This window comes from Kinneretia sp. DJ1R-11, assembly GCF_025717595.1.
Classification (GTDB): domain Bacteria; phylum Pseudomonadota; class Gammaproteobacteria; order Burkholderiales; family Burkholderiaceae_C; genus Paucibacter_A.
Genome location: NZ_JAJIRR010000003.1, coordinates 151,516 through 172,557, shown reverse-complemented (window position 1 = coordinate 172,557; position 21,042 = coordinate 151,516). Strand labels below are relative to the sequence as shown.

Annotated in this window: 15 protein-coding genes and 1 pseudogene; 8 read left to right on the top strand and 8 right to left on the bottom strand. The window is 66.2% G+C overall.

Features of this window, described 5'->3' with window-relative positions; genetic code table 11:
• Nucleotides 1–5 precede the first annotated feature (5 nt).
• Together LNV23_RS07475 and LNV23_RS07470 are read right to left on the bottom strand one after the other, a co-directional pair.
• Complete coding sequence (locus LNV23_RS07475) at nucleotides 6–1,250, bottom strand: MFS transporter (RefSeq protein ID WP_263562400.1); 1,245 nt, start codon at nucleotides 1,248–1,250, stop codon at nucleotides 6–8.
• A 28-nt stretch (nucleotides 1,251–1,278) separates the two neighbouring features.
• Nucleotides 1,279–2,700 (bottom strand): DNA recombination protein RmuC, encoded by a 1,422-nt coding sequence (locus tag LNV23_RS07470; RefSeq protein ID WP_263562399.1) that lies wholly within the window; start codon nucleotides 2,698–2,700, stop codon nucleotides 1,279–1,281.
• A 128-nt stretch (nucleotides 2,701–2,828) separates the two neighbouring features.
• On the opposite strand from LNV23_RS07470, the gene LNV23_RS07465 reads away from it, so the two are divergent.
• The 5 genes from LNV23_RS07465 to LNV23_RS07445 all read left to right on the top strand — a co-directional run bounded on the left by LNV23_RS07465 (nucleotide 2,829) and on the right by LNV23_RS07445 (nucleotide 10,762).
• Complete coding sequence (locus tag LNV23_RS07465) at nucleotides 2,829–7,109, top strand: hypothetical protein (protein ID WP_263562398.1); 4,281 nt, start codon at nucleotides 2,829–2,831, stop codon at nucleotides 7,107–7,109.
• Nucleotides 7,110–7,148: 39 nt separating this feature from the next.
• Entirely contained in the window at nucleotides 7,149–8,117 is a 969-nt protein-coding gene (locus LNV23_RS07460) for a DMT family transporter (RefSeq protein WP_263562397.1), read from the top strand.
• Nucleotides 8,114–8,545: a PACE efflux transporter gene (locus tag LNV23_RS07455; RefSeq protein WP_263562396.1), complete on the top strand. Its 432-nt coding sequence runs from the start codon at nucleotides 8,114–8,116 to the stop codon at nucleotides 8,543–8,545. Before LNV23_RS07460 ends, LNV23_RS07455 begins: the two co-directional genes overlap by 4 nt.
• Entirely contained in the window at nucleotides 8,542–8,964 is a 423-nt protein-coding gene (locus LNV23_RS07450) for a nuclear transport factor 2 family protein (RefSeq protein WP_263562395.1), read from the top strand. Before LNV23_RS07455 ends, LNV23_RS07450 begins: the two co-directional genes overlap by 4 nt.
• A 202-nt stretch (nucleotides 8,965–9,166) precedes the next feature.
• Complete coding sequence (locus tag LNV23_RS07445) at nucleotides 9,167–10,762, top strand: hypothetical protein (protein ID WP_263562394.1); 1,596 nt, start codon at nucleotides 9,167–9,169, stop codon at nucleotides 10,760–10,762.
• 178 nt (nucleotides 10,763–10,940) lie between these two features.
• Here LNV23_RS07445 and LNV23_RS07440 read toward each other — a convergent pair whose 3' ends face one another.
• Nucleotides 10,941–12,464, bottom strand: a complete 1,524-nt coding sequence (locus LNV23_RS07440) for an aminotransferase-like domain-containing protein (RefSeq protein WP_263562393.1) — start codon at nucleotides 12,462–12,464, stop codon at nucleotides 10,941–10,943.
• A gap of 152 nt (nucleotides 12,465–12,616) precedes the next feature.
• On the opposite strand from LNV23_RS07440, the gene LNV23_RS07435 reads away from it, so the two are divergent.
• Entirely contained in the window at nucleotides 12,617–12,904 is a 288-nt protein-coding gene (locus LNV23_RS07435; protein ID WP_263562392.1) for a DUF2917 domain-containing protein, read from the top strand.
• Between the two features lie 114 nt (nucleotides 12,905–13,018).
• On the opposite strand, the gene LNV23_RS07430 is transcribed toward LNV23_RS07435, so the two are convergent.
• The 5 genes and pseudogenes from LNV23_RS07430 to LNV23_RS07405 all read right to left on the bottom strand — a co-directional run bounded on the left by LNV23_RS07430 (nucleotide 13,019) and on the right by LNV23_RS07405 (nucleotide 17,875).
• Nucleotides 13,019–13,351 (bottom strand): hypothetical protein, encoded by a 333-nt coding sequence (locus LNV23_RS07430; RefSeq protein WP_263562391.1) that lies wholly within the window; start codon nucleotides 13,349–13,351, stop codon nucleotides 13,019–13,021.
• Between the two features lie 86 nt (nucleotides 13,352–13,437).
• Nucleotides 13,438–14,106: an Lcl C-terminal domain-containing protein gene (locus LNV23_RS07425; RefSeq protein WP_263562390.1), complete on the bottom strand. Its 669-nt coding sequence runs from the start codon at nucleotides 14,104–14,106 to the stop codon at nucleotides 13,438–13,440.
• A 12-nt stretch (nucleotides 14,107–14,118) separates the two neighbouring features.
• Complete coding sequence (locus LNV23_RS07420; RefSeq protein WP_263562389.1) at nucleotides 14,119–14,343, bottom strand: hypothetical protein; 225 nt, start codon at nucleotides 14,341–14,343, stop codon at nucleotides 14,119–14,121.
• 473 nt (nucleotides 14,344–14,816) lie between these two features.
• Nucleotides 14,817–14,915, bottom strand: a pseudogene (locus LNV23_RS24075) (PEP-CTERM sorting domain-containing protein); the annotation flags it as partial.
• Nucleotides 14,916–15,916: 1,001 nt separating this feature from the next.
• Nucleotides 15,917–17,875, bottom strand: coding sequence for a beta strand repeat-containing protein (locus LNV23_RS07405; RefSeq protein ID WP_505191014.1), 1,959 nt, complete (start codon nucleotides 17,873–17,875; stop codon nucleotides 15,917–15,919).
• A 592-nt stretch (nucleotides 17,876–18,467) separates the two neighbouring features.
• Here LNV23_RS07405 and LNV23_RS07400 point away from each other — a divergent pair.
• Complete coding sequence (locus tag LNV23_RS07400; RefSeq protein ID WP_263562387.1) at nucleotides 18,468–19,073, top strand: response regulator transcription factor; 606 nt, start codon at nucleotides 18,468–18,470, stop codon at nucleotides 19,071–19,073.
• Nucleotides 19,074–19,471: 398 nt separating this feature from the next.
• A complete protein-coding gene (locus LNV23_RS07395; protein ID WP_263562386.1) occupies nucleotides 19,472–20,977 on the top strand; it encodes an ATP-binding response regulator in 1,506 nt (501 codons plus the stop codon).
• Nucleotides 20,978–21,042 lie beyond the last annotated feature (65 nt).

Below are 21,042 nucleotides of genomic sequence, written 5' to 3'. Positions count from 1 at the left end.
AGGGGCTAAATCACCTGCTCTTCGGGTGCCGGCGCCGGCACCTCCGCCATCTCGAGGCTCAGCGCCCGCGCCGGCCACTGCGCCAGCAGCAGCAAACCCGCCATCAACCACATCGGTGCGGCCGCCACGCTGGCCGCCGCCAGCAGGCCAAAGCCCACCGGCATGGCCACAGTCGCGCCATTGGTGGCCAGCATGCGCAGGCCCAGGGCCTGGCCGTGGCGCTCATGCGGCGTGACCTGGTGCAACATGGACAGCACCATGGGCTGCACCGAACCCAGGGCCAGGCCCAACAGGGCCGAGCCCGCCATCAGGCCGGCCGTGCCCGGCAGCCAGTAGTAACCGGCCAGCACCACGGTGGCCAGCAGCATGGCGCTTCGCAAGGCCTTGAGCTCATCGAGATGCTGCGAGAAGCGCACGATGGCCAGACGCACCACCGTGGCCGCCACCGCAAAGCTGCCCAGCACCACGCCGATGCTGGAAGCACTCAGGCCGCGCGCATGGCCGACCACCGGCACGACAAAGCTGTGCGCATCCCAGCACGCAGCCAGCACCACATTGAGCAGCAAGAGCTGGCGCAGGGCCGGCTGGCGCAGCAGGTCCCAGGCCGGGCGCGCACGTTGGGCCGCGCTCTGGGCTTTGGGCGGGTGGCGCGGCACGCGCCGCGCCATGAGCCAGCACAGCAAGGGCAGCAAGGCGGCCAGGGCAAAGGCCGCACGGAAGCTGACATGGTCGATCAACACCCCCGCCACCACCGGCGCCAGTGCATTGGACAGCGCCGGCCCCAGGGCCACCCAGCTGAACACGCGCTTGAGCTGCGAGGGGTCATCAGCCATCAGCCCGGCCTCGCGCTGAATGGCCACGGCCGCCACGCTGAGCGCACCGCCGCTGAGCAGGCAGCTGAAGGCAATCGTCCAGACGCCCTGCCAGGCCAGGGCCACGCAGGCGCCGAACAAGGCCATGCTGACGCCAATGCCCACCGGGCGGTGGAAGCCATAGCGGTCGGCCTGGCGCCCGGCCCACAAGGCCAGGGCCATGGGTGCCACGGCAAAGAGGCTGAGCAAGAGGCCCACGGTCCACTCACCGTAACCTTGATCCAGTACCCAGAGGCTGGCCGCCACACGGGTGCTGGCCATGCAGGCATGCAGGGTGATCAGGGTGGCGATCAGCCAGGGAAAGGCGCGGCGCAGAGCGGCCGCGCTGGCGCGGTGGGCCTGGGTGTCTGGATCAGTGGGTTCAGCTTCGTGGGTCAAAGGAATATGCTTTCGAAGAATCCCGCCTTCAAACAGCTGAAGGCGGTCGTTCTCCTCCTCCGCGCGGCGCCTCGTCGGCACCGGCCCCGCCGCCATGGAGCGGCTCCTCGTCCCCCGGCAGGCTCAGGCGCAGCAGCTGCTGGGCGGCATCGTCCGGCAGCGCTTCCACGCTCTTGAGCTTGCGTGTCATCACCCGCGTGCGGGTCTCGGCCGCATCGATGGTCTGGCTGGCTTCATCCAGCTTTTTCTTGGTCTTGGCCAGCACCTCGCCAAACTTGCCGAACTCGGTCTTGACGGCGCCCAGCACCTCCCAGACCTCGGCCGAGCGCTTCTCCAGCGCCAAGGTGCGGAAGCCCATCTGCAGGCTGTTCAGCGTGGCCAGCAGCGTGGTCGGGCCGGCCAGCATGACCTTGTGTTCGCGCTGCAGCGCCTCCATCAGGCCAGGCCGGCGCAAGGCCTCGGCATACAGGCCCTCGGTGGGCAGGAACAGGATGCCGAAATCGGTGGTGTGCGGCGGGGCGATGTATTTCTCGCGGATGCTGCGCGCCTCGGTGCGCAGGCGCTGCTCAATGGCCTTGGCGGCGGCCTCGGCCGCGGGCGCGTCGGCTCGGTCCTGGGCATCAAGCAGGCGCTCATAGTCCTCGCGTGGGAATTTCGCGTCGATGGGCAGCCAGAGCGGCTGGCCGTCCTGGCGCTGGCCCGGCAGGCGGATCGCAAACTCCACCCGCTCGGCGCTGCCCGGCAGCGTGGCCACATTGGCCGCGTACTGCTCGGGCGTGAACACCTGCTCCAGCAGCCCGGCCAGCTGCACCTCGCCAAAGATGCCGCGCGTTTTGACATTGCCCAGCACCCGGCTCAGCGAGCCGACATCGCGCGCCAGGCCCTGCATCTCGCCCAGGCCCTGGTGCACCTGTTCCAGGCGTTCGGCCACCTGCTTGAAGCTCTCGCCCAGGCGCTGCTCCAGCGTGGCGTGCAGTTTTTCGTCCACGGTGGCGCGCATCTGTTCGAGTTTTTTCTCGTTGTCCTGCTGGATCAGGCCCAGGCGCTGGTCCACGGTCTGGGCCAGGGCGCGCAGTTGCTGTCCGAGCTGCTCGCCCAGGCGCTGGCCGGCGGCGTCCTGCGCCTCGCGAGCGGCAATCGCCTGCAGGCCCAGGGACTGGTTGCTCTGCTGCAAGCCCTGGCTCAGCGCCTGCTGGAAGCGGCCCAGGCTTTGCTGCAGCTCCTGCCGCGTGGCGGCGCTGCTGCGGCTGAGCTCGTCACGCAGCTCGCGCTCCAGGCGCTCATTGCCCTGGCTGAGCTGCTGCTGCAGAAGCAGCAGGGTCGGGTCTTGCTCGCCCACCTGGCTGGCCTGCCCCTGGCGCCAGAGCAGGAACAGCGCCAGCAGCATCAAGACCAACAAAGACAGCAAGAGCAACTCGACAAGACTCATGGCCCGCATTGTCTCAGCCATGGCGGCAGCGGCCCGCGCTACGGGCGGTGGCCGCACATGCGCCCAGGGCTTCTCCGCAGCAGCCCCCTGGCATGCCGTGTGATCCGGCAGTTAAGCTGCGCGGTCTGATGGAGCCCAGGAGCACTGGCATGAGCCTTGAATCCCAATCCTTGCAAGTCCAAGGCCGCATGAAGCAACGCCTGCTGGGCCTGCTGCTGCTCGGCAGCAGCGCCTGGGCCGCCGCAGCCGGCGCCCTGAGCCCGCAAGAGCTGCCGCCCGCCCTGCGCGACTGGCTGCCCTGGGCCCTGCAGGGCCAGGAGAGCCAGCTCTGCCCGCTGCAGCCGGGCCGCCCCGGTGACGCCGAGCTGCGCAACTGCCTCTGGCCGGCACGGCTGGAGCTGCGCGCCGGGCCCGGTGGTGCCAGCTTCCGACTGGAGGTGCAGGTCTACGGCGCGGCCCAGCTGCTGCCCCTGCCCGGCGAAGCGGCCGACGATGCGCCGGGCGCGGGCAACAGCAAGCCCAGCCTCTGGCCGCAAGACGTGAAAAGCGCCGGCAAACCGCTGGCCGTGGTACTGGCCCAGGGCCGACCCAGCGTGCGGCTGGAGCCGGGCCGCCATGTCATCGAAGGCCAGATCCCCTGGACCAGCACGCCCCAAGGCCTGCTGCTGCCGCCCAATCTGGGCTTGCTCAATTTCTGGCTCGACGGCCAGGCGCAAAAGCGCACGCCCGATGCCCAGGGCCGTCTCTGGCTGAAGGCCAGCCGCGAGGACAGCGCCAGCGGCGAGGCTTTGAGTGTGCGCACCGCCCGCCTGATCGACGACCAGGTGCCCATGCGCATCAACACCCATATCGAGCTGGCCGTCTCGGGCCGCGCCCGCGAATTGGTGCTGCCCCAAGCCCTCCTGCCTGGCCTGGTGGCCGAGGCGCTGAGCAGCGCCCTGCCCGCCCGGCTGCGCGAGGACGGCGCCCTGCTGGTGCAGGCCCGCCCAGGCCGCTGGACCGTGGAGCTGCTGGCCCGCGGCATGGCGCCCACGCAGGCGCTGCAGCTGCCCGCCGCCACAGCCAAGCCCGGCGAGAGTCCGCTGGGCGAGGAGGTCTGGGCCTTCTCGGCACACAACGAGCTGCGCGTGGTCAGCATTGAAGGCGCGCCCGCCGTGGACCCCAAGCAGACCGTCATGCCCGAGAGCTGGCAGAGCTTTCCGGCCTACCGCATGGCGCCCGGCGCCACCTTGCAAATCAAGCAAAGCCGGCGCGGCAACCCCGAGCCATCGCCCGATCAGCTGCGCCTCACGCGCCAGCTCTGGCTCGATTTCGATGGCCAGGGCTACACCGCGCAAGACCGCATCGAGGGCGAGCTCAGCCGCTCCACCCGTTTGGAGCTGGCCGCGCCTGGCGCCCTGGGCCGGGCCGAGCTCGATGGCCAGGACCAACTGATCACGCGGCGAGGGCCCAGCGCTGCTGCATCGGCGCCGGCCCAGCCCGATGGCATTGAGGTGCGTCAAGGCACGGCCAACATCACCGCCGAAAGCCGTTGGGCCACAGGCGCGACGCTTCCGGCCAGCGGCTGGAGCGGTGATTTCCAATCGGCCCGCAGCGTCCTGCACCTGCCGCCCGGCTGGCGCCTGCTGCACGCCAGCGGGCCCGACCGGGTGGACGGTTCCTGGCTGGGCGCCTGGTCGCTCTGGGACTTTTTCTTCGTGCTGCTCAGCGCCCTGGCCGCCGGCCGTCTGCTGGGCTGGCCGCGCGGCCTGCTGCTGGGCGCGGCCCTGGTGTGCAGCTGGCATCTGCGCGATGCGCCGCAGTTCCTCTGGCTGTTCTGGCTGGGCCTGATGGCCGTCAACAAGGCCCTGGGCAGCATGACCGAAAAGTTCGCCCGCCTGGCCCTGCTGCTGCGCCGCGCCGAGCAGGCCTGCATGGTGGCCATCGCCTTGCTGCTGCTGCCCTATGGCGTGGCCCAGCTGCGTTATGCCATGTATCCCGCCTTGGACCAGCCGGCCATGACGCATGGCCTGCCCCAGGCTGAAACGGCAGTGCCTGCGGCGGCCCCGCCCTTCATCCCGCCGCCCGAAATGGCCGTGCCCGCGCCTGCCGGCTCCAGCTACAGCCGCCTCAAGGAAGCGGTCAGCGATGCCGCCCCCGAGCCGCTGAAACAGGCGCGACGTTTGGACCAAGCCGACCCCAGCGCCCGCGTGCAGACCGGCCCCGGCCTGCCCAGCTGGCATTGGCAGCAACATGCCCTGATCTGGCAGGGCCCGGTGCAGGCCGATCAAGCGCTGCAGCTGTACCTGCTGCCGCCGGCCGGCACGGCGCTGCTGCGCGTGGCCAGCCTGCTCCTGATGCTGGCGGCCCTGCTGGCCCTGGCCAGCGGCCGCACGGGTCAGCCCTGGTGGCCCCGGCGGGCCACGGCCGGCGCTGGCACCACCGCCGCACTGGCCCTGACCTTCGCGCTCGGCTTGAGCCTGCCTGCCGACCCGGCCCATGCCGAGAACGAAGCGGCCAAGCCCACGCCTGCGGAGAAGGCCCTGAAGTCCGGCGGCCTGCAGCCGCCGTCGGACGCCTTGCTGGCCGAGATGCGCCAGCGCCTGCGCCCCGCCCCGGACTGCCTGCCGCGCTGCGCCGAGCTGGCGCGCCTGAACTTGCAGGCCGAAGGCTCGCGCGTGCTCTTGCGCCTGGAAGCCCATGCTCAGGCCGACGTGGCCCTGCCCCTGCCCGGCCAGGCCGGCGCCTGGCAACCGAGCCAGGTGCTGCTGGACGGCCAGCCCGCGCCGCTGCGCCGCGATGCCCAGGGCCAGCTCTGGATCGCCCTGAAAGCCGGCATCAGCCAGATCAGCATGGAAGCCGATCTGGGCGCCACGCCGGTGCAGGAGCTGGACATCAGCCTGCCCCTGCCGGTGCGCGAGCTCAAAAGCCAGCTGCGCGGCTGGCGCTTGCAAGGCCTCAATGCCCAGGGCCTGCCCGGCGCCGCGCTGAGCCTGCTGCGCGAGCAGAGCGCGGGCGAGGACAAGTCAAGCGCCGGCGGTGCCGACGGGCAGAACAACCCGCGTGATGCCCTGCCTGCGTTTGTGCGCATCCAGCGCCAGCTGGAGCTGGGCCTGCGCTGGACCGTGCACACCCGCATCGAGCGCATCGCGCCCAGCCGCGCGCCGCTGCGCGTGCAGTGGCAGCTGCTGCCCGGCGAGGCGGTGCAGGACAACAGCGTGCAGATCAACGACGGCCTGGCCAGCGTGCAGCTGGGCGCGGCCGAGGTGCTGGAGTTCGACAGCGAGCTGCGCCCGCAAGCCCAGCTGACGCTGAAGAGTCATCCGGCCACCCAGCAGATCGAGCAATGGACGCTGGATGCCTCCACGCTTTGGCATGTCGAACACCAGGGCCTGGCCCCGGTGGTGCACCAGCAGGGCGGCCGCTGGCAGCCGCTGTGGCGGCCCTGGCCCGGCGAGCAGCTGACGCTGAATTTGAGCAGACCGGCTGGCGTGGCCGGCCCCACCCTGACCTGGGACCAGGTGCTGACCGAGGTGACGCCCGGCGCGCGCAGCAGCGACTTCAAGCTCAGCGCCACCCTACGCTCCAGCCTGGGCGGCCAGCAGACGCTGCAGCTGCCCGCCGGCGCGGCCCTGCAAGGCCTGAGCCTGGACGGCGCCGACCTGCCCCTGCAAGCCAAAAACGGCGCCCTGCAGCTGCCCATCACCCCGGGTGAGCACCGGCTGGAGCTGCGCTGGCGCGCCGACGATGGCGGCATGGGCTGGTGGTTCCGCAGCCCCAGCGTGCAGCTGGGCGCGGCCGGCGTGAACGACAGCCTGCAGATCCATGTGCCGGGCGACCGCATCGTGCTGGCCCTGGGCGGGCCGCTGCTGGGCCCGGCCGTGCTGTTCTGGGGCGCACTGCTGGCGGTGGCGATTCTGGCCCTGGGCTTGAGCCGCGTGCCGGGCCTGCCGCTGAAGCTCTCGGCCTGGTTGCTGCTGGGCCTGGGTCTGGCGCCGGTGACCCTGGCCGGCCTGGCTTGGGTGGTGGCGGGCTTTTTGCTGCTCTTGCTGCGCAAGCGCCATGGCCCCGGCCTGGCACGCGGCCCCTTCATCGGCCTGCAAGTGCTGCTGGGCTTCTGGGCACTGGGCTGTGTGGCCGTGCTGCTGCAGGCACTGCAAGTTGGCCTGCTGGGCCTGCCGGATCTGATGATCACCGGCCATGACTCGCATGCCAGTCTGCTCAGCTGGTATGCCGACCGCTTCTCCGCCAGCGCCGGCACGGCCCAAGCCTGGGTGATCAGCGCGCCGCTGTGGCTGTACCGCCTGGCCATGCTGCTCTGGGCCCTGTGGCTGGCCGCCTCCCTTCTGCGCTGGCTGAAATGGGGCTGGGACTGCTTCAGCGAAGGCGGGCTGTGGCGCGAGGCGCCGCCTCGCAAAGCCGCGAGCCCCAGAGGCGGCGCTGACACCTGAACCCTGCGCCAACCGCAACACCACAAGGCACACATCTTGATGAATCCAAGCACACAGCAGCCCCGCCAAGGCCAGGCCCTCTTGGGCCTGCTGGCGGCCTGCTCGGCCGGCATGCTCTGGGGCACCGGCGCCCTGGTGGTCGATGTGCTGGTCAGCCGGCACGGCTTTTCGCCCGAGAACATTTCCTTCTGGCGCTTCAGCGTCGGCGCCCTGGTCTTGCTGGCCGTGTACGGCCGGCAGATCGACTGGGTCGTGTTGAAAAGCCTGTGGCTGACCCTGGTGGCGGCCGGCGCCGCCATGGCCGGCTACGTGCTGTGCTGGTTCTTAGGGATAGAGCGCATCGGGCCTGCCGTGCCCACCTTGATTGCGCTGTGCCTGCCGCCCGTGCTGGTGACGCTGATCGGCCTGGCCCGGGGCACCGAGGCGCCGGGCCTGGGCCTGTTTGCCGCCCTGTGTGCGGCCCTGGCCGGCACGGTGATGCTGGTGCTCGGCCATGGCGCCGGCATCGATGTCGGGCACACACAAAACCTGTGGATCGGCGTTGCTTTCTCGGTGGCATCGGCCCTGCTGTACACCGGTTTCACGCTGGTGAGTTCACGCCTCTCGGTGAGCATGGGGCCGGGTCCATCGAGCGCCTGCCTCACCGTCATCGCGGCAGTGAGCACCAGCCTGTTCGCGCTGATCCGCCCTTTTCACTGGCCCGACTCGATTCCGCCGCAAGCTTGGTTCCTGTACCTGGGCCTGGTGACCGCCGCGCTGGCCTTGCTGGCCTTCAGCTGGGGCGCGGCGCGCTTGAGCCCCAGCACCCTGACCGTGGCCACCTTGATGGAGCCGCTGACCGCTGTACTGCTCTCGGCCTTGCTCCTGAACCAGAGCTTGAGGTCCAGCCAATGGCTGGGCGGCGCCTTGCTGCTGCTCAGCATCTGGGTGCTGGGGCGGCGGCAGGCCACCGTCACAGTCAAGAAGCCCGGGCAAACCCCGCCGCCCTGCGACACTTCGGGCCCATGAGCCCCCGCCAACGCCGCGTCCTTCAAGCCCTTTTGTACGAAGCCATTGCCGTGGCCATGATGGGCCCGGCCGTAGCCTGGATGTTTGCCGCGTCGCTGCAGTCCTCGGCCCTGCTGGCCCTGGCCATGTCCAGCATCGCCCTGGCCTGGAACTATGTGTTCAACGCCCTGTTCGAGCGCTGGGAGGCGCGTCAAACGGTCAAGGGCCGATCCTTGGGGCGCCGACTGCTGCACGGCATCGGCTTTGAAGGCGGGCTCGTGCTGTTCCTCGTGCCGCTGATGGCCTGGTGGCTGGACATCAGCCTGCTCGAAGCCCTGATCGCCGATCTGGCCATCCTGGCGTTTTTCTTCGTTTACGCCATCGTCTTCACCTGGGCCTTTGACCGGGTGTTTGGTTTGCCGGCATCGGCCCAGGTGGTGGCGGAATGATGGCGCAGGATCGTTCACCCTCGCTGTTGGAGCTGTTGCGCCAACAGGAGCAAGCCTTGCATGAGCCCGGCGTGCGCCGTGACGGCACGGCTTTGCGCTGCTTGCTGCACGCGGAATTCACCGAAATCGGCCGATCAGGCCGGCGCTACGACTTGCAGCAGATGCTCTCGCTCCTGCTCAGCGAGGAGCCCGATGGCGCGCCGACGCCACCTCGCATCCATGCACAAGACTTCGAGCTGCAAGTCCTGGCGCCCGACCTGGCTTTGTTGCTCTACCGCTCGGCTCATATCGACGCGCAAAAGCAGGTCCACCGCCACAGCCGACGAAGCTCGCTGTGGCAACACGTGGGCCAGGTCTGGCAGATGCGTTTCCACCAAGGCACGGCCTGCGACACCTTCGACCTCATCCACATCGCCTGAAGTTCAAACCGTCTGCGACAGCGCTTCAACCCAGCGAGAAGCCGGCCCTGCCAAGGGGAATTCCGGATGAGGCGCCCGGTACAGGGTCGGCAAACTTGCGGTGGGTCCGTTGAGTCTCCTGTCTATGTACCGGCAGGAGTTGCTGCACGGCGGTGTTGAGACCGGGGGCGAACCCGGCGCAATTCAGAGGGAGGAAACGACCATGAACATCTGTGCTTTGAGGGTCTGGGGGCGGCCGGCGTTAGGCTTTGGCGGCCGATGGCATGGCTCTCGCCTGCGCTCTGCGCTCGCTGCGTCGCTCGTGCTTGGTGCCGGCGCACTGGCCTGCCAAAGGGTCCAAGCCCAGCAAGCCGCGCCCGCCGAAGCCTCGAGCCTGCAGCGCAACGATGCGCGGTTGATGCTCGACTACCAGACTGTGCGTGTGCAGGGCGACAGTCCCATTGACCTGGTGGGCTTTCATGTCTACGTGCCGGTGACCGAGGGCATCTCCGTAGGGGCCGGACTGATGGGGCCGCTGATCGCCGGACAGTACGGGGGCTTCATGGGGGCCAGCGTCGGCGTCCAGGGGCGCTTCCGCCTGGGCGGCCCCGTCGTGGCTCTGGCGGCACTGGCGGCCGGGGGTGGCGCCGGCGGACGCAGCCCCGAGCATGCCAAGAAGCTGTCCGGCACGGGCAGCTTCGTGCGGGGACAGCTCGCACTGGGCTACGACGCCGGCGACTATTTGTTCGGCGCCGGCATGTCCAGCATCAAGTTCCGTCGCTCGCTCATCGACAGCAGCCAGCTCAATCTCTTCCTGGACATCCCCTTCAGCTACCTCAGCGGCTCCTACGCACAGCGCGGCCAGCCGCTGTCGGGCGCGGACGACCAGCGCGCCGCCCGGGAGATGGGCGAAACCATGCTGAGCGTTTCGCTGGACAACTACCACCAGCTCCGCGCCCAGGGCAGCTACACCGGCACGGTGCGCACGGGAGAGTTCCAGTTCTCGCATTTCCTGACGCCTGACCTGTTTTGGTTCGCCAATTTCGCCAGCGCCTACGCCGGCCTGCCCACCTACAACCAGCTCCTCGGCGGCGTCGGCTGGCGTTGGCGCCTGGCGCCGTCCTGGCGGCTCTACGCCCAGCTCGGCCTGGGCTCGGGCGGCTATGCGCCGGAGCAGATCAATACCGGCCCGGGCCTGCTGGTCTATCCCAAGCTCTCGGCCGAATTTGCCCTGAGCAAGAACCTGGGCCTGGCGTTTTCGGCGGGGTACCTCAGTGCGCCCAAGGGCAGCTCGCGCAACCCGACCTATGGCCTGACGCTGACCCGGCACCTGCGCTCGGGCCAGGGCGGCGACGCCGCACCGGCCCCGGCCAGCTACGAGGGCCTGCGGCTCACGCTGCTGCACCAGTCGGACACCCAGCTGCGCTTCCGCGATGTCGACCGGCCCGCCCTGCACATGCTGGGCCTGCAGATCGACATGCCCGTGAGCGAGCGCTGGTACCTGCCGCTGCAGGCCTCGGCGGCCTACACGTCCTACCTCGGTTACCCCGGCTACGCCGAGATCTTTGCGGGCCTGGGTGTACAGACGCAGCTGGCGCCCGGGGAACGCGTGCAGGCATTTGGACAAGTGATGGCGGGCGCCAATGTGCATGGCAAAGGCGCCAAGATCAACGCCGGCCTGCGCTACCTGCTGGACGAGCGCCTGGCCCTCAGCCTCAGCGGCGGCCGCATCCAGGCCCGCAGTGCCAGCGGCGGGCGCTACAGCGCCAACAACCTGGTGATCGGGCTGGACTATCGGTTTTCGGTGCCGACCCGCTGAAACGCCCACGGGAATTCGCAGTTATCTTGCCCAGTTTGTGGGCCAAGGATCGAGTGCGGCTTTGAGCAGATGGCCGCCACAGGCCACTCAAGTCCTTCCAGCTCTTTCGGGTGAAGCCAGCCATAGAAGCCAGGGCGCGGCTTGCGATCCCTTCGCCCTCATCCTCCTGGCCTGAAGCTCAAGCCGCCAACGACAACTTGCCCCGCCCCAGCAGCTCGCGCGCCAGCTCGCCGATGCGGCACAAGGCCTGAGGATGGGCGGGGCCCCAACGGCCACCGACGCTGAGGCGCAGGCAATGCTTGAAACGCGGGCCGGCGCTGAAGAGCTGGCCCGGGGCGATGCAGATGTTCTCGGCCAGGCAGGCTTCGTACAGATGAAGGGCGTCGATGCCGGCCGGCAGCTCCACCCAGAGGATGAAGCCACCGCCCGGGTCGGTGATGCGGCTGCCCTTGGGAAAGCTCTCAGCGATCAGGCGGCGCGCCAGGTCGACACGCTGGGCCAGGGTGGCACGCAGCTGGCGCAGCGCGGCCTCATTGCCTGACTGCCCCAGCAGCTCGGCCAAGGTCAGCTCCAGCACAGCGGTCTGCACACCCGACTGCACGGTCTGGATCTTGCGCAGGCCCGGTGTCCAGCGCCCTGCGGCCACCCAACCCAGACGCAGGCCGGGCACCAAGGTCTTGCTGAAGGAGCCACACAACATGACCTGGCCGCTGCGATCAAAGGACTTGACCGCGCGGCGCTTGTCCTCCTGCTCGGCCAGATCGTTGTAGACCGCGTCCTCGATCAAGGCCACATTGCGCGCCTGCACCAATTGCGCCAGGCGGCGACGGTCGGCCAGCGACATGGAGCAGCCCAATGGGTTGGACAGGGTGGGCACCAGCAAGACAGCCTTGACCGGCTGGGTCTCCAGCGCCAGCTGCAAGGCGTCGAGCGAGACGCCATGGCGCGGGTGGGTTGGAATCTCGAGGGCCCGCAGATGCAGGCTCTGCAGAATCTCCAGAAAGCCGAAGTAGGTCGGCGATTCCAGCGCCACCACATCGCCCGGCTGGGTCACCGCTTGCAGGCACAGGGTGATGGACTCCAGACAGCTGTTGGTCATGATGATGTCATCGGCCTCCAGCTCGCAGCCCATGCCCAGCGCATGGCGGGCCACGGCACGGCGCACCGCCTCCTGGCCGCTGCCCAGCTGGTAAGTGCAGAGCAGATCGCGGTGCCGCTGCACGGTGCGGATCAAGGCCCGGCGCACACGCTCCTGGTCGAACAACTCGGGCTCGGGGGCGGCAGCGCCGAAGCTGATGATGTCGGGCGCCACCGACAGGCGCAGCACCTGCTGGCCGAGATCGTCCAGCTGCACCTTGCGCGACAGCCGGCTCGGGCGCGAGGTCTGAGGCTCTGGCAAGGACTTGGGTCGCTGGGCCACGAAATAGCCCGAGCGCGGCCGCGCCTGGATCAGCAAAGCATCCTCCAGCCAGCGGTAGGCCTGCACCACCGTGGACTGCGAGACCTGCTGCTGCCGGGCCAGCTCGCGCACCGAGAGCATGCGTTCGCCACGCGCCAGGGTGCCGGCCCGGATGGCGCGAGCCAGCTTTTCAGCCAGCTGCACATAGAGCGCGGGCTGCCGGCCGGCTTCGCCGAGGGCTGCTTCGCCGGGGTCCTGAGGGTCGCGTTGGTCGTGCGGGTCGTGCGGGTCGGCTGCGTTCATCGCCCTATTCTGAAGGCTGCACAGCATTCCATGGCCATACAGATGCGGGTTTGTACGGGCAGTACAGCACCGCTTTCCAGCGCTCTGTACGGTACAGATCGGCCTGGCCTTGTGGCTGTTGTGCCAGCCTTGGCCTGCCTAAGCTGAGCGCCATGGACACCACCTTCCGAACCGCACCACAAACCGCGCTGCCAGGTTCACAGCCGCAAACCCAAGACCTGATGCCGAAGCAAGCCTGCCAGCTGCTGCAGCTGCACCGCCACGAGAGCGCCCGTCTGCAAGTTCTGCGCGGCCAGCTCTGGCTGACCGAGGAGGGCCGGCTCGAGGACAGTCACCTGCGAGGCGGCGAGCAAGTCCTGCTGCTGGGACCAGGCCGCTTTCACTTGGGCGCACTGGGGCCGGAGGGCTGCCGCATCCAGTTGCTGCGCAGCTCGCGCTGAGGCGGGATGCGCGTGACGTCCGAGCCATGGCTCTGGCGCGCAAGGCAGATCAATGTCTCGGAGGGGCTGGCGCTACAAGGGATGCGCGCCCCGTGTCACAGTGACATCGCCTGCTCAAGTGGCGCGCCCAAGCTGCTGCGCCAGCCATGGATGCGCTCCGGCTTCAATGACCGGCTCTGCCAAAAGAAGCCCGTCGGCATTGGATCGCCAGGGGCAGCAAGGTGCCCATTGCGGGTATTCACTTGCGCTCTGTGAATCTCCACAATCGGCGGCGGATTCAACCGGTCGTTCACAGAAAGCCTGCCACGGCACCGCGCGGGTACCTTCGCGCCATTCGGTGCCCAGCGTGTACTTGTGATGCAGAGAGAAGCCCGCCACCAGCTGCTCGAAATGCGCCGTCATGTCCAGCGCTGCCTTGTAAAGTGGCAGATGTTCGTAGCGGGCCATGAGCCCTGCCCAAAAAGTTTGTGCGGTTGGGGGCTAGCGCCCCCAACGCACCGAGAAGGACGCGAAGCCCTCGATGCGCCGAAGCCTCAAGCTGGCCGCCTTCTGCGTGCCACCACCGTCGCGCCCAATGCCAGCAGTGCCAGTGCCAGCGTCTGTGGCTCTGGTACAGAGGCGGCCACATCAACGGGGCGCACAGCCACGGCATACGACGCATTGGTCTTGAGGTTCCCGAGCTGGGTGCCGACGGTGGTGTAGAAGCTCCAGGTGCCGACCGACACGCCGCCGTGATACCCCACCTGCTCCGTACCGGACCAGTAGGCGCCGGACCCCACATTGCTGAACAGGGCCAAGTTGGCGATCTGCTCGGCCGTGTCGCCCACCTGATTCAGGACGGACTCACCGCCCTTGTTGCCCAGCTTGGTGACGAACAGACCACTCAGTTCACCGCCGGTGCAGCCCTGTCCGTAATACACAGAGCCGACAGCGCTGCTGCAGCTCGTGTCTGCGAGGTTGAGCGTGGGCAGGCGCCAATCGTTGTGGCCGGCATAGTTGCTCGTGTTCAGAGTGGCAATCCAGGCGTTGGCTGCAGCCCAGGTCATTCGGCCACCCAAATTCATGTTGGAGGTCCACTCCAGATGGGTGCTGCTGTCGAGCACACCGAGGCCATTGTCCACCAGCGTCATCGGCGATGCCTGCGACGTACCGGCCAGCGCCAGCATCGCGGCCGCAGCCGTCCATGTCTTCAATGCTTTCATAGGGTGACTCCTTCAGTTTGGTGACTTGCAAATGTGCTGTGTGTAGGGGGCAAAACTCGTTCCACCGCCATCGGAGGCGGAAACCTTTTCAAACAACGGCGTCGCGTGATATCTGGTTTTTGATCGCGGGCAAGGTCCAGGAAAAGTCGACACTGCTTGAGTCGCCACGGCCTTGCCGCCGCATTGCGCAGCAGCCACGGTGACCTGTTGGAATGCGCATGCGAACGGCAGCTTCATGGCAGGGGAAAATTCGTGCTCGCTAACAAGATGGTGACGCAGCCCAGAGCAGGCGNAATTGCCGCCATGAGTACGCCCCATGTCCTGCTGATCGACGATCACGCTAGGTTCCGGTCCGGGCTGAAACGAGTGATCGCTTCTGCGCTGGCTGAGACGGTTAGCTCTGCTTCCGGGCCAGCTCTGCATGGACTGACTGCTTGCTGGTGAGCAGCGGGCCGTTCGTGAGCGCCAATGAGATTGGTGACGCAGCCCAGAGCGTTGATCACGATGCCTGTGTTTTGGTCACTGTGGCGAGCTCAGAGCCGGCACTTCAGTGCATCACGATTGCCTTGCGACGGCGACGCGCGACCGTGCCCATCAAGGCCAAGCCGGCCATCAGCATGGCGTATGTCGATGGCTCGGGCACAGCAGCCGTCACGCTGATGGTGCCCTTGGTGTAGAGCTGCGAATAGTCGAGCTTGGTGCNTCACGATTGCCTTGCGACGGCGACGCGCGACCATGCCCATCAAGGCCAAGCCGGCCATCAGCATGGCGTATGTCGATGGCTCGGGCACAGCAGCCGTCACGCTGATGGTGCCATTGGTGTAGAGCTGCGAATAGTCGAGCTGGGTGCCTGCGGCCAGTTGCAGGCCGCTGGCGTCGATGCTGCCAAAGTGACCCTGCAAGCTGCCCCAGTCCAGCAAGTCAAAGCTCTGTCCCGCCTGGGCGACGAAGCTGCCCACCGAACCGAGCTTCAAGGTGCCGCCCAATTGAAGCTTGCCCGCCACGCTGTAGTGGCTGTAGCTCAGGGCTTGCAGCCCGGGGTTGTCGGCGCAGGCGCTGGTGCAAGCCGCAGTGCCACCGATGAGCGTTGTGAACACATTGCTTGAGTCAAAGCTCACCGCGCCGGCATCGCTGGCCAGGCCCGGCAGCGCAGCGCCTAAAGAGAAGCTCTTTTGGTAGATCTTGGTGCCCGTCCCGGTGAAGATCGCGCCGGTGAGCTGGTTGACGGCGCCTTGAAACAGAACGGTGGAGTTGGCAGACACGTCCAACTGGCCGCCCATGAAGTCGGCACTGTTCAAGAAGACGGCCAATGCTGGGCCCGACACTGCCACGCGGCCACCGGCGGTGTTCGAGAAGTCACCCGACACGGCCAGTGTCGAGCCGCTCACCAGCAACTGCCCGTTGTTGACGATGGCCTGCCCCGCCGCCGTGGCCGTGAGGCTCGCGGGATTGAAAAAGTCGCTGCCCGAGACATTGATGGTGCCGTCGTTGCGCAGCGTGCTGCCGCCCAGGCTCGAGTTACGCGTCAGCGCCACAGTGCCTTGATTCGACACGGCGCCGCCGGCTTGAAGGTTCGTGACGACCAAGGTGCCGCCGCTGCCATTCGTCAGCCCACCGCCGAAGCTGCCGCTTGCCACTTGCAACGTGCCGGCGCCGAGCCGGGTCAGCCCGCCAGTGCCGGTAACCGGCTGGTCCAGCGTCAGCGTCGCGCCCGCGTCCACCACAAAGCTGCCACCGCCCGCATTCAGCTGCACGCTCTTGGCCAGGTTGAAACTGTTGGCGCCCACGGACAGGGTGCCACCTTCAAAGCTCACANGCTTGCCACTTGCAACGTGCCGGCGCCGAGCCGGGTCAGCCCGCCAGTGCCGGTAACCGGCTGGTCCAGCGTCAGCGTCGCGCCCGCGTCCACCACAAAGCTGCCACCGCCCGCATTCAGCTGCACGCTCTTGGCCAGGTTGAAACTGTTGGCGCCCACGGACAGGGTGCCGCCGTCAAAGCTCACGCCGCCGGTACCCAGGTTGGCTGTGGACGCGATTTGCACGCGGCCCGCATTGATCTGGGTGCCGCCGCTGTAGGTGTTACTGCCGGTCAAGGTCAGCGTGCCCGAACCCTGTTTGGACAGCAAGCCGCCGGCACTTTTCATGGCCGAGGCCAGCGTGACGTTCTGGCCGTTGGTGTCGATGTTGTAGAGCTGGTTGGCTGCTTGGCTGAAGGTGCGTGAATAGTCGGCAGTATCAGCAGCGCTGTATTGCAGTACGCCACCCGCAAAGCTCAAGGCATTGGCGCCGAGTGCACCACCGGCCAGTTGCAGGCTGGTGCCGTCACCCAATGTCAGCGTGCTTGCCACCTTCAAGGTCCTGCCGGCGCTCAGTCGCAGCGTGGCGTCCAGCAGACCGGCCCCGAGGCTGGCATCCCCGGAATACGCCAGGGCACCACTGGCCCAGTTGAATGATCCACCCTTTGAAACATTCCCGCTGCCAATTTGCAATACACCGCGGTCCAGCGTGATCGCGCCAAACGGCCCAAGCGTCAGCGTCGCGGCCTTCACGGTGCCCGAATCGAGAATGCTCAGCGTACTCGCGCCGACGGTTCCAACGTCGAGTGTTCCGTTGTTCCAAAAAGAATTGGCGCCTGTGACCGTGGCATCCCCCGTAGCCGAGTTGGACGATCCCGGCGCCGAGCCGATATACCCGTGCAAATCACTGACCCCTGCACCGCTCAGAATTTGCAAGATGCCACTGGATCTGAAGCCAACGACGAGGGTGCCATTGCTTGAATTCAACTGAGATCCCGTGCCGACGACCTGAACTGCACCCCGTGATGCATCGCCGATATAGGCCATCGTTCCCCAATCGACCCGGCCGCCCCCATCGATATAAAGCTGTCCTGCGCTGCTCGTTCCTACCGAAAGCGAATCACTGATCGTCCATTGCGAGCCAGCGCCCCTGACATTGACACTGCTGAGGTCCAAAATAGCAGGGCTACGGTCGAAGCCGATCTCTGCGACCGCATTCGCAACCGACCCGCCGCTGCCAATATTAAGAACTCCGGAGCCTGGGGAGCCGATAAAAATGAGGCTGGCATTCAATCGTGAGCCAGCGCCGGTGACATTGACGGTATTGCTTCTACCATTGGCAGCACTGATTAAAATTGCGTCCGTCGTAACGGAACCGCCGTCCTCAATATTCAGCAAAGCCCTGCTAGGGGAGCCATTTCCACCAAGGTAGATAACATGCCCGCGACTATCCCAGTGCGAATTGGCTCCTGAGATTGTTACCACACCTCTGGCGCCATCCTGGATGCCAATATAGGTCGTGTCATGGCTTTCAAGAGTGCCTCCGCTCGAGACATTTATGGTCCCAGTGCCGCCAACGCCAACATAGAGTCCACCCGTACTCCACTTTGAGCCGCTTCCTGTCACATTTACAACGCCAGTTGCGCCTGCGTCAAATCCCAATCCTGCGGCATTGCTTGTAACCAGGCCATTGTTGGTGATTCCCAGAATGCCGGAACCGCCCTGACCAATGAGGAGGGTCTTATTAGTAACCCATGTGGAGCCCGCCCCGTCAACGCTGACGGTGCCCGTGGAGCCACTGTTCACGCCCAGTTGGCTGCCTCCGTCGTTCACCACACTCCCGCTCAGTATGCTGAGGGTGGCCGTGCCGGATACACCAAGTTGGCGGTCAGTACTCTGGTTGTTGACCGTGATGTTGCTTGCCAAGGTAAGGTTGGCACCGTCGCCCAGGGCCACAGCGCCATTGAATGTCATCCCCTTGCTACCGCCTTGCCAAACGCTCTTCCCCTGCACCGTCATACCCAGGTTGAGGGTTTGCAGATTGCTGCTCTTATTCTCAAGGACGGAACCTGACAAGTTGCTCAAGGTGAGCGCATTGCCGCTCAAGGTGAACGCACCGGCACCCGCGGCGAAGGTCAGGCTGTTGACTGACAGGTTGGTAATATTGTTGCTATTGCTGAGACGCGTATTGCCTGCAAATATCAACGCGTCGCCGTTCAAGGGCGCGCGAGGGGAACCCCAGTTTGAGATACTGTCCCAGTTGTTGTCAGACAGCGCTCCGCCGTTCCAGGTTCTGGTTGCCGCAATACCTGGGGCGAATGCCATAAGCAGGCTCAGGGCCAGCAAGCTCTTCGCAGGCAGATGACGTGTGGTATTTGACGTGGCTTTTGCCATGGCGCGGAACTCTCTCAAGCAGGGTTGGTTTTTTGTGAAGACCTGGCGACGCAGAACTGGCGTCAACTCAGCTCCTCTTTTTGTCAAATCGATGATAGTGATGCCGCACCGGCGCTGAACTGGTCCATTTAGACCAGAGCCCCCCCGCAATCGGGGTGGTGTAATTGCCGCCATGAGTACGCCCCATGTCCTGCTGATCGACGACCACGCAATGTTCCGGTCCGGGCTGAAACTGGTGATTTTGTCGGCGATGGCTGAAGCGGTCATCCATGAAGCGGGCTCGCTTCAAGAGGCCGTCGACGCCACGCCCGACCGCCTGGATGTGGTGCTGCTGGACATCCACCTTCGGGGCCTGAGCGGGTTGGAGGGCCTGGTGCTGCTCAAGCGCAAATGGCCAGAGGTGCCCGTGCTGATGGTGTCGTCTCAAACCGAGCCCGAGACCGTGCGCCTGGCGCTGGCCCGGGGCGCCGCGGGCTTTGTCTCCAAAGCCGAGACGGCTGACCACATCGTGCAGGCCATCTGCAAGGTCTTGCAAGGCCCGCCTGCCGAAGGACTGCCCTCGGCCATCCATCCGCCCCCCGCCCGGAGCCTGACGCCGCGCCAGTGCGAGGTGCTGGACCTGTTGAACCAGGGCCTGAGCAACAAGCTCATGGCGCGCCGCTTGGCACTTTCCGACAATACCGTGCGCCGCCATGTGCAGGACATCCTGGAATTCTTCGACGTGGGCAGCCGCGCCGAGGCGGTGGCGGCAGCGCGGCAGCAGCGACTGATCGGTTAGCGGAAGAAGTGTTGAATCTGCGCCGCCCATGAGGACGAGAGTGCTTCACTTTGCGCTCGTGAAAATCCTGGTGGAACAATTGCGTCTCTTGCTGGATAGCATCGGCACGTCGGTGTTGCCGGCGGTTCTGCTCGGAAAAAAATACAGGTCACTACATGCCAGCGTTGCCTCCCCTGACTGACAGTAAAAGTACTGCTGACAAAGTTCTCATACAGCAGGTACAGGCGCTTGAAAGAGCATCGACAGGCGCCAGAGTAGCGACCTTCATCCAGGGAGCAGCAGCAAGTTGGCTGTGCCGGCACGACGCCAATCAATGGCTTTTACTCGCGTGGTTAACGGCGCAGGTCATTTTCAACATTTCTGCGGTCTCGCGAACCTTGTATTTGCGCCGACAGCCCTTGGATGCGAGCAACGCGCTTCAACGACTGCGCGTTTCTACGGCTCTGCCGACCATCAATGGTCTGCTGTGGGCAGCGGGTATATGGATCATGTGGGTTCCGGACAATTTGGAACTACAGCTCTTGCTCATCCTTGTCATTGCCGGCATATCCCAGGGCTCGCTTCAGACATTGAAGGCACACCTGCCTGCGCTTTTCCGTTTTTTCATTCCCTGTGTTGGAAGTATCGTGGTCATGGCGTTCGCTTACCCCGGCCCGTACAGCCTGAATATTGGGGTAGGCACAATCCTTTACATGGCCTGGTGCATCGGCTTCGGCATCACGGCCCACCGCGAATTCTTGGAGTCGATTCGCAAAAACTTCGAATTCGAAGAATTGTCAATCAGTCTGCAGGTGCAAAAAGACATTGCGGAGTCTGCCATCCAAGCCAAATCACGATTTTTGGCCGCTGCAAGTCATGACCTGCGCCAACCGATTCATGCGCAGGGCCTGTTTCTGGATGTGTTGCAACGCACGAACTTGAGCTCCGCACAGCATGAACTGGTGGCGAGCGCTGCCGCGGCGTGCAGCGCATCTGCAGAGATGCTCAACACCTTGTTGGATTTTTCTCGGATCGAAGCCGGTGTGATTAAGCCGCAAATTCGGGCATTCATGGTGCAGCCGCTACTGAACAAAATCGAGCGCGAGTTCGCCCAGCAGGCCGACGCAAAGGGCCTGGAATACCGATCACGCGAGAGCGCATTGGCTGTGCATTCAGACCCGGCGCTGATTGAGCTGATCCTGCGCAATCTGGTTTCCAATGCCATCCGCTACACCGAGCGCGGCGGACTCCTGGTGGCCTGCAGGCGCCGCGGCAGCCAAGTTGTGCTGGAGGTTTTCGATACGGGTATCGGCATCGAGGCCTCGCAGCAACGTGCCGTGTTTCGCGAGTTCCATCAGCTCGGCAACCCGGAGCGTGACCGGACCAAGGGGCTGGGGCTCGGGCTGGCCATTGTGGATGGCCTGGCCCGCACCTTGGGGCACGCACTGTCGCTGGACTCCCGGAGGGCGCGTGGCAGCGTGTTCCGATTGGCGGTGCCGCTGGCCACCGAAGCCCCCGCAGCAAGGCCCGCGCCGGCCGAACCGCGCATGGCACAGCCGCTGCGCCTGCGGGTGCTGGTGGTGGACGATGATGAATCGGTGCGCCAGAGCATGCAGCATCTCCTGCGCGATTGGGGCTGCGAGTGCCACGCCGTTGAGTCCATCGAAGATGCGCTGAGCCTGGCGCGCGGCTGGGTGCCCGAAGTCGTCATCAGTGACTACCAGTTGCGCGACCAGCGCACCGGCGTTGAAGTGATCGAGGCCTTGCGCGCGGCGGTCGGGCGCGGTCTGCCCGCCTTGTTGATCACTGGCGACACCGCGCCACAGCGCCTGCGCGAAGCCGTGGGCAGCGGGCTGCCACTGCTGCACAAGCCCGTGTCACCCAGCCGGCTGTACCGCGAGTTGGTCACGGTGGTGCCGTGCTGATTTCTGCGATCCAGGCTTGAAGGCAGCTTTTGCCTCAACAGGCCCTGGGAACTGAAGCTCCTTGA

Bases quoted from the DNA above. Each gene is read 5' to 3' on its own strand.
- LNV23_RS07470 (WP_263562399.1), bottom strand. From the start codon at position 2,700: ATGGCTGAGACAATGCGGGCCATGAGTCTTGTCGAGTTGCTCTTGCTG.
- LNV23_RS07465 (WP_263562398.1), top strand. From the start codon at position 2,829: ATGAGCCTTGAATCCCAATCCTTGCAAGTCCAAGGCCGCATGAAGCAA.
- LNV23_RS07460 (WP_263562397.1), top strand. From the start codon at position 7,149: ATGAATCCAAGCACACAGCAGCCCCGCCAAGGCCAGGCCCTCTTGGGC.
- LNV23_RS07455 (WP_263562396.1), top strand. From the start codon at position 8,114: ATGAGCCCCCGCCAACGCCGCGTCCTTCAAGCCCTTTTGTACGAAGCC.
- LNV23_RS07450 (WP_263562395.1), top strand. From the start codon at position 8,542: ATGATGGCGCAGGATCGTTCACCCTCGCTGTTGGAGCTGTTGCGCCAA.
- LNV23_RS07445 (WP_263562394.1), top strand. From the start codon at position 9,167: ATGAACATCTGTGCTTTGAGGGTCTGGGGGCGGCCGGCGTTAGGCTTT.
- LNV23_RS07440 (WP_263562393.1), bottom strand. From the start codon at position 12,464: ATGAACGCAGCCGACCCGCACGACCCGCACGACCAACGCGACCCTCAG.
- LNV23_RS07435 (WP_263562392.1), top strand. From the start codon at position 12,617: ATGGACACCACCTTCCGAACCGCACCACAAACCGCGCTGCCAGGTTCA.
- LNV23_RS07430 (WP_263562391.1), bottom strand. From the start codon at position 13,351: ATGGCCCGCTACGAACATCTGCCACTTTACAAGGCAGCGCTGGACATG.
- LNV23_RS07425 (WP_263562390.1), bottom strand. From the start codon at position 14,106: ATGAAAGCATTGAAGACATGGACGGCTGCGGCCGCGATGCTGGCGCTG.
- LNV23_RS07420 (WP_263562389.1), bottom strand. From the start codon at position 14,343: ATGAAGCTGCCGTTCGCATGCGCATTCCAACAGGTCACCGTGGCTGCT.
- LNV23_RS07400 (WP_263562387.1), top strand. From the start codon at position 18,468: ATGAGTACGCCCCATGTCCTGCTGATCGACGACCACGCAATGTTCCGG.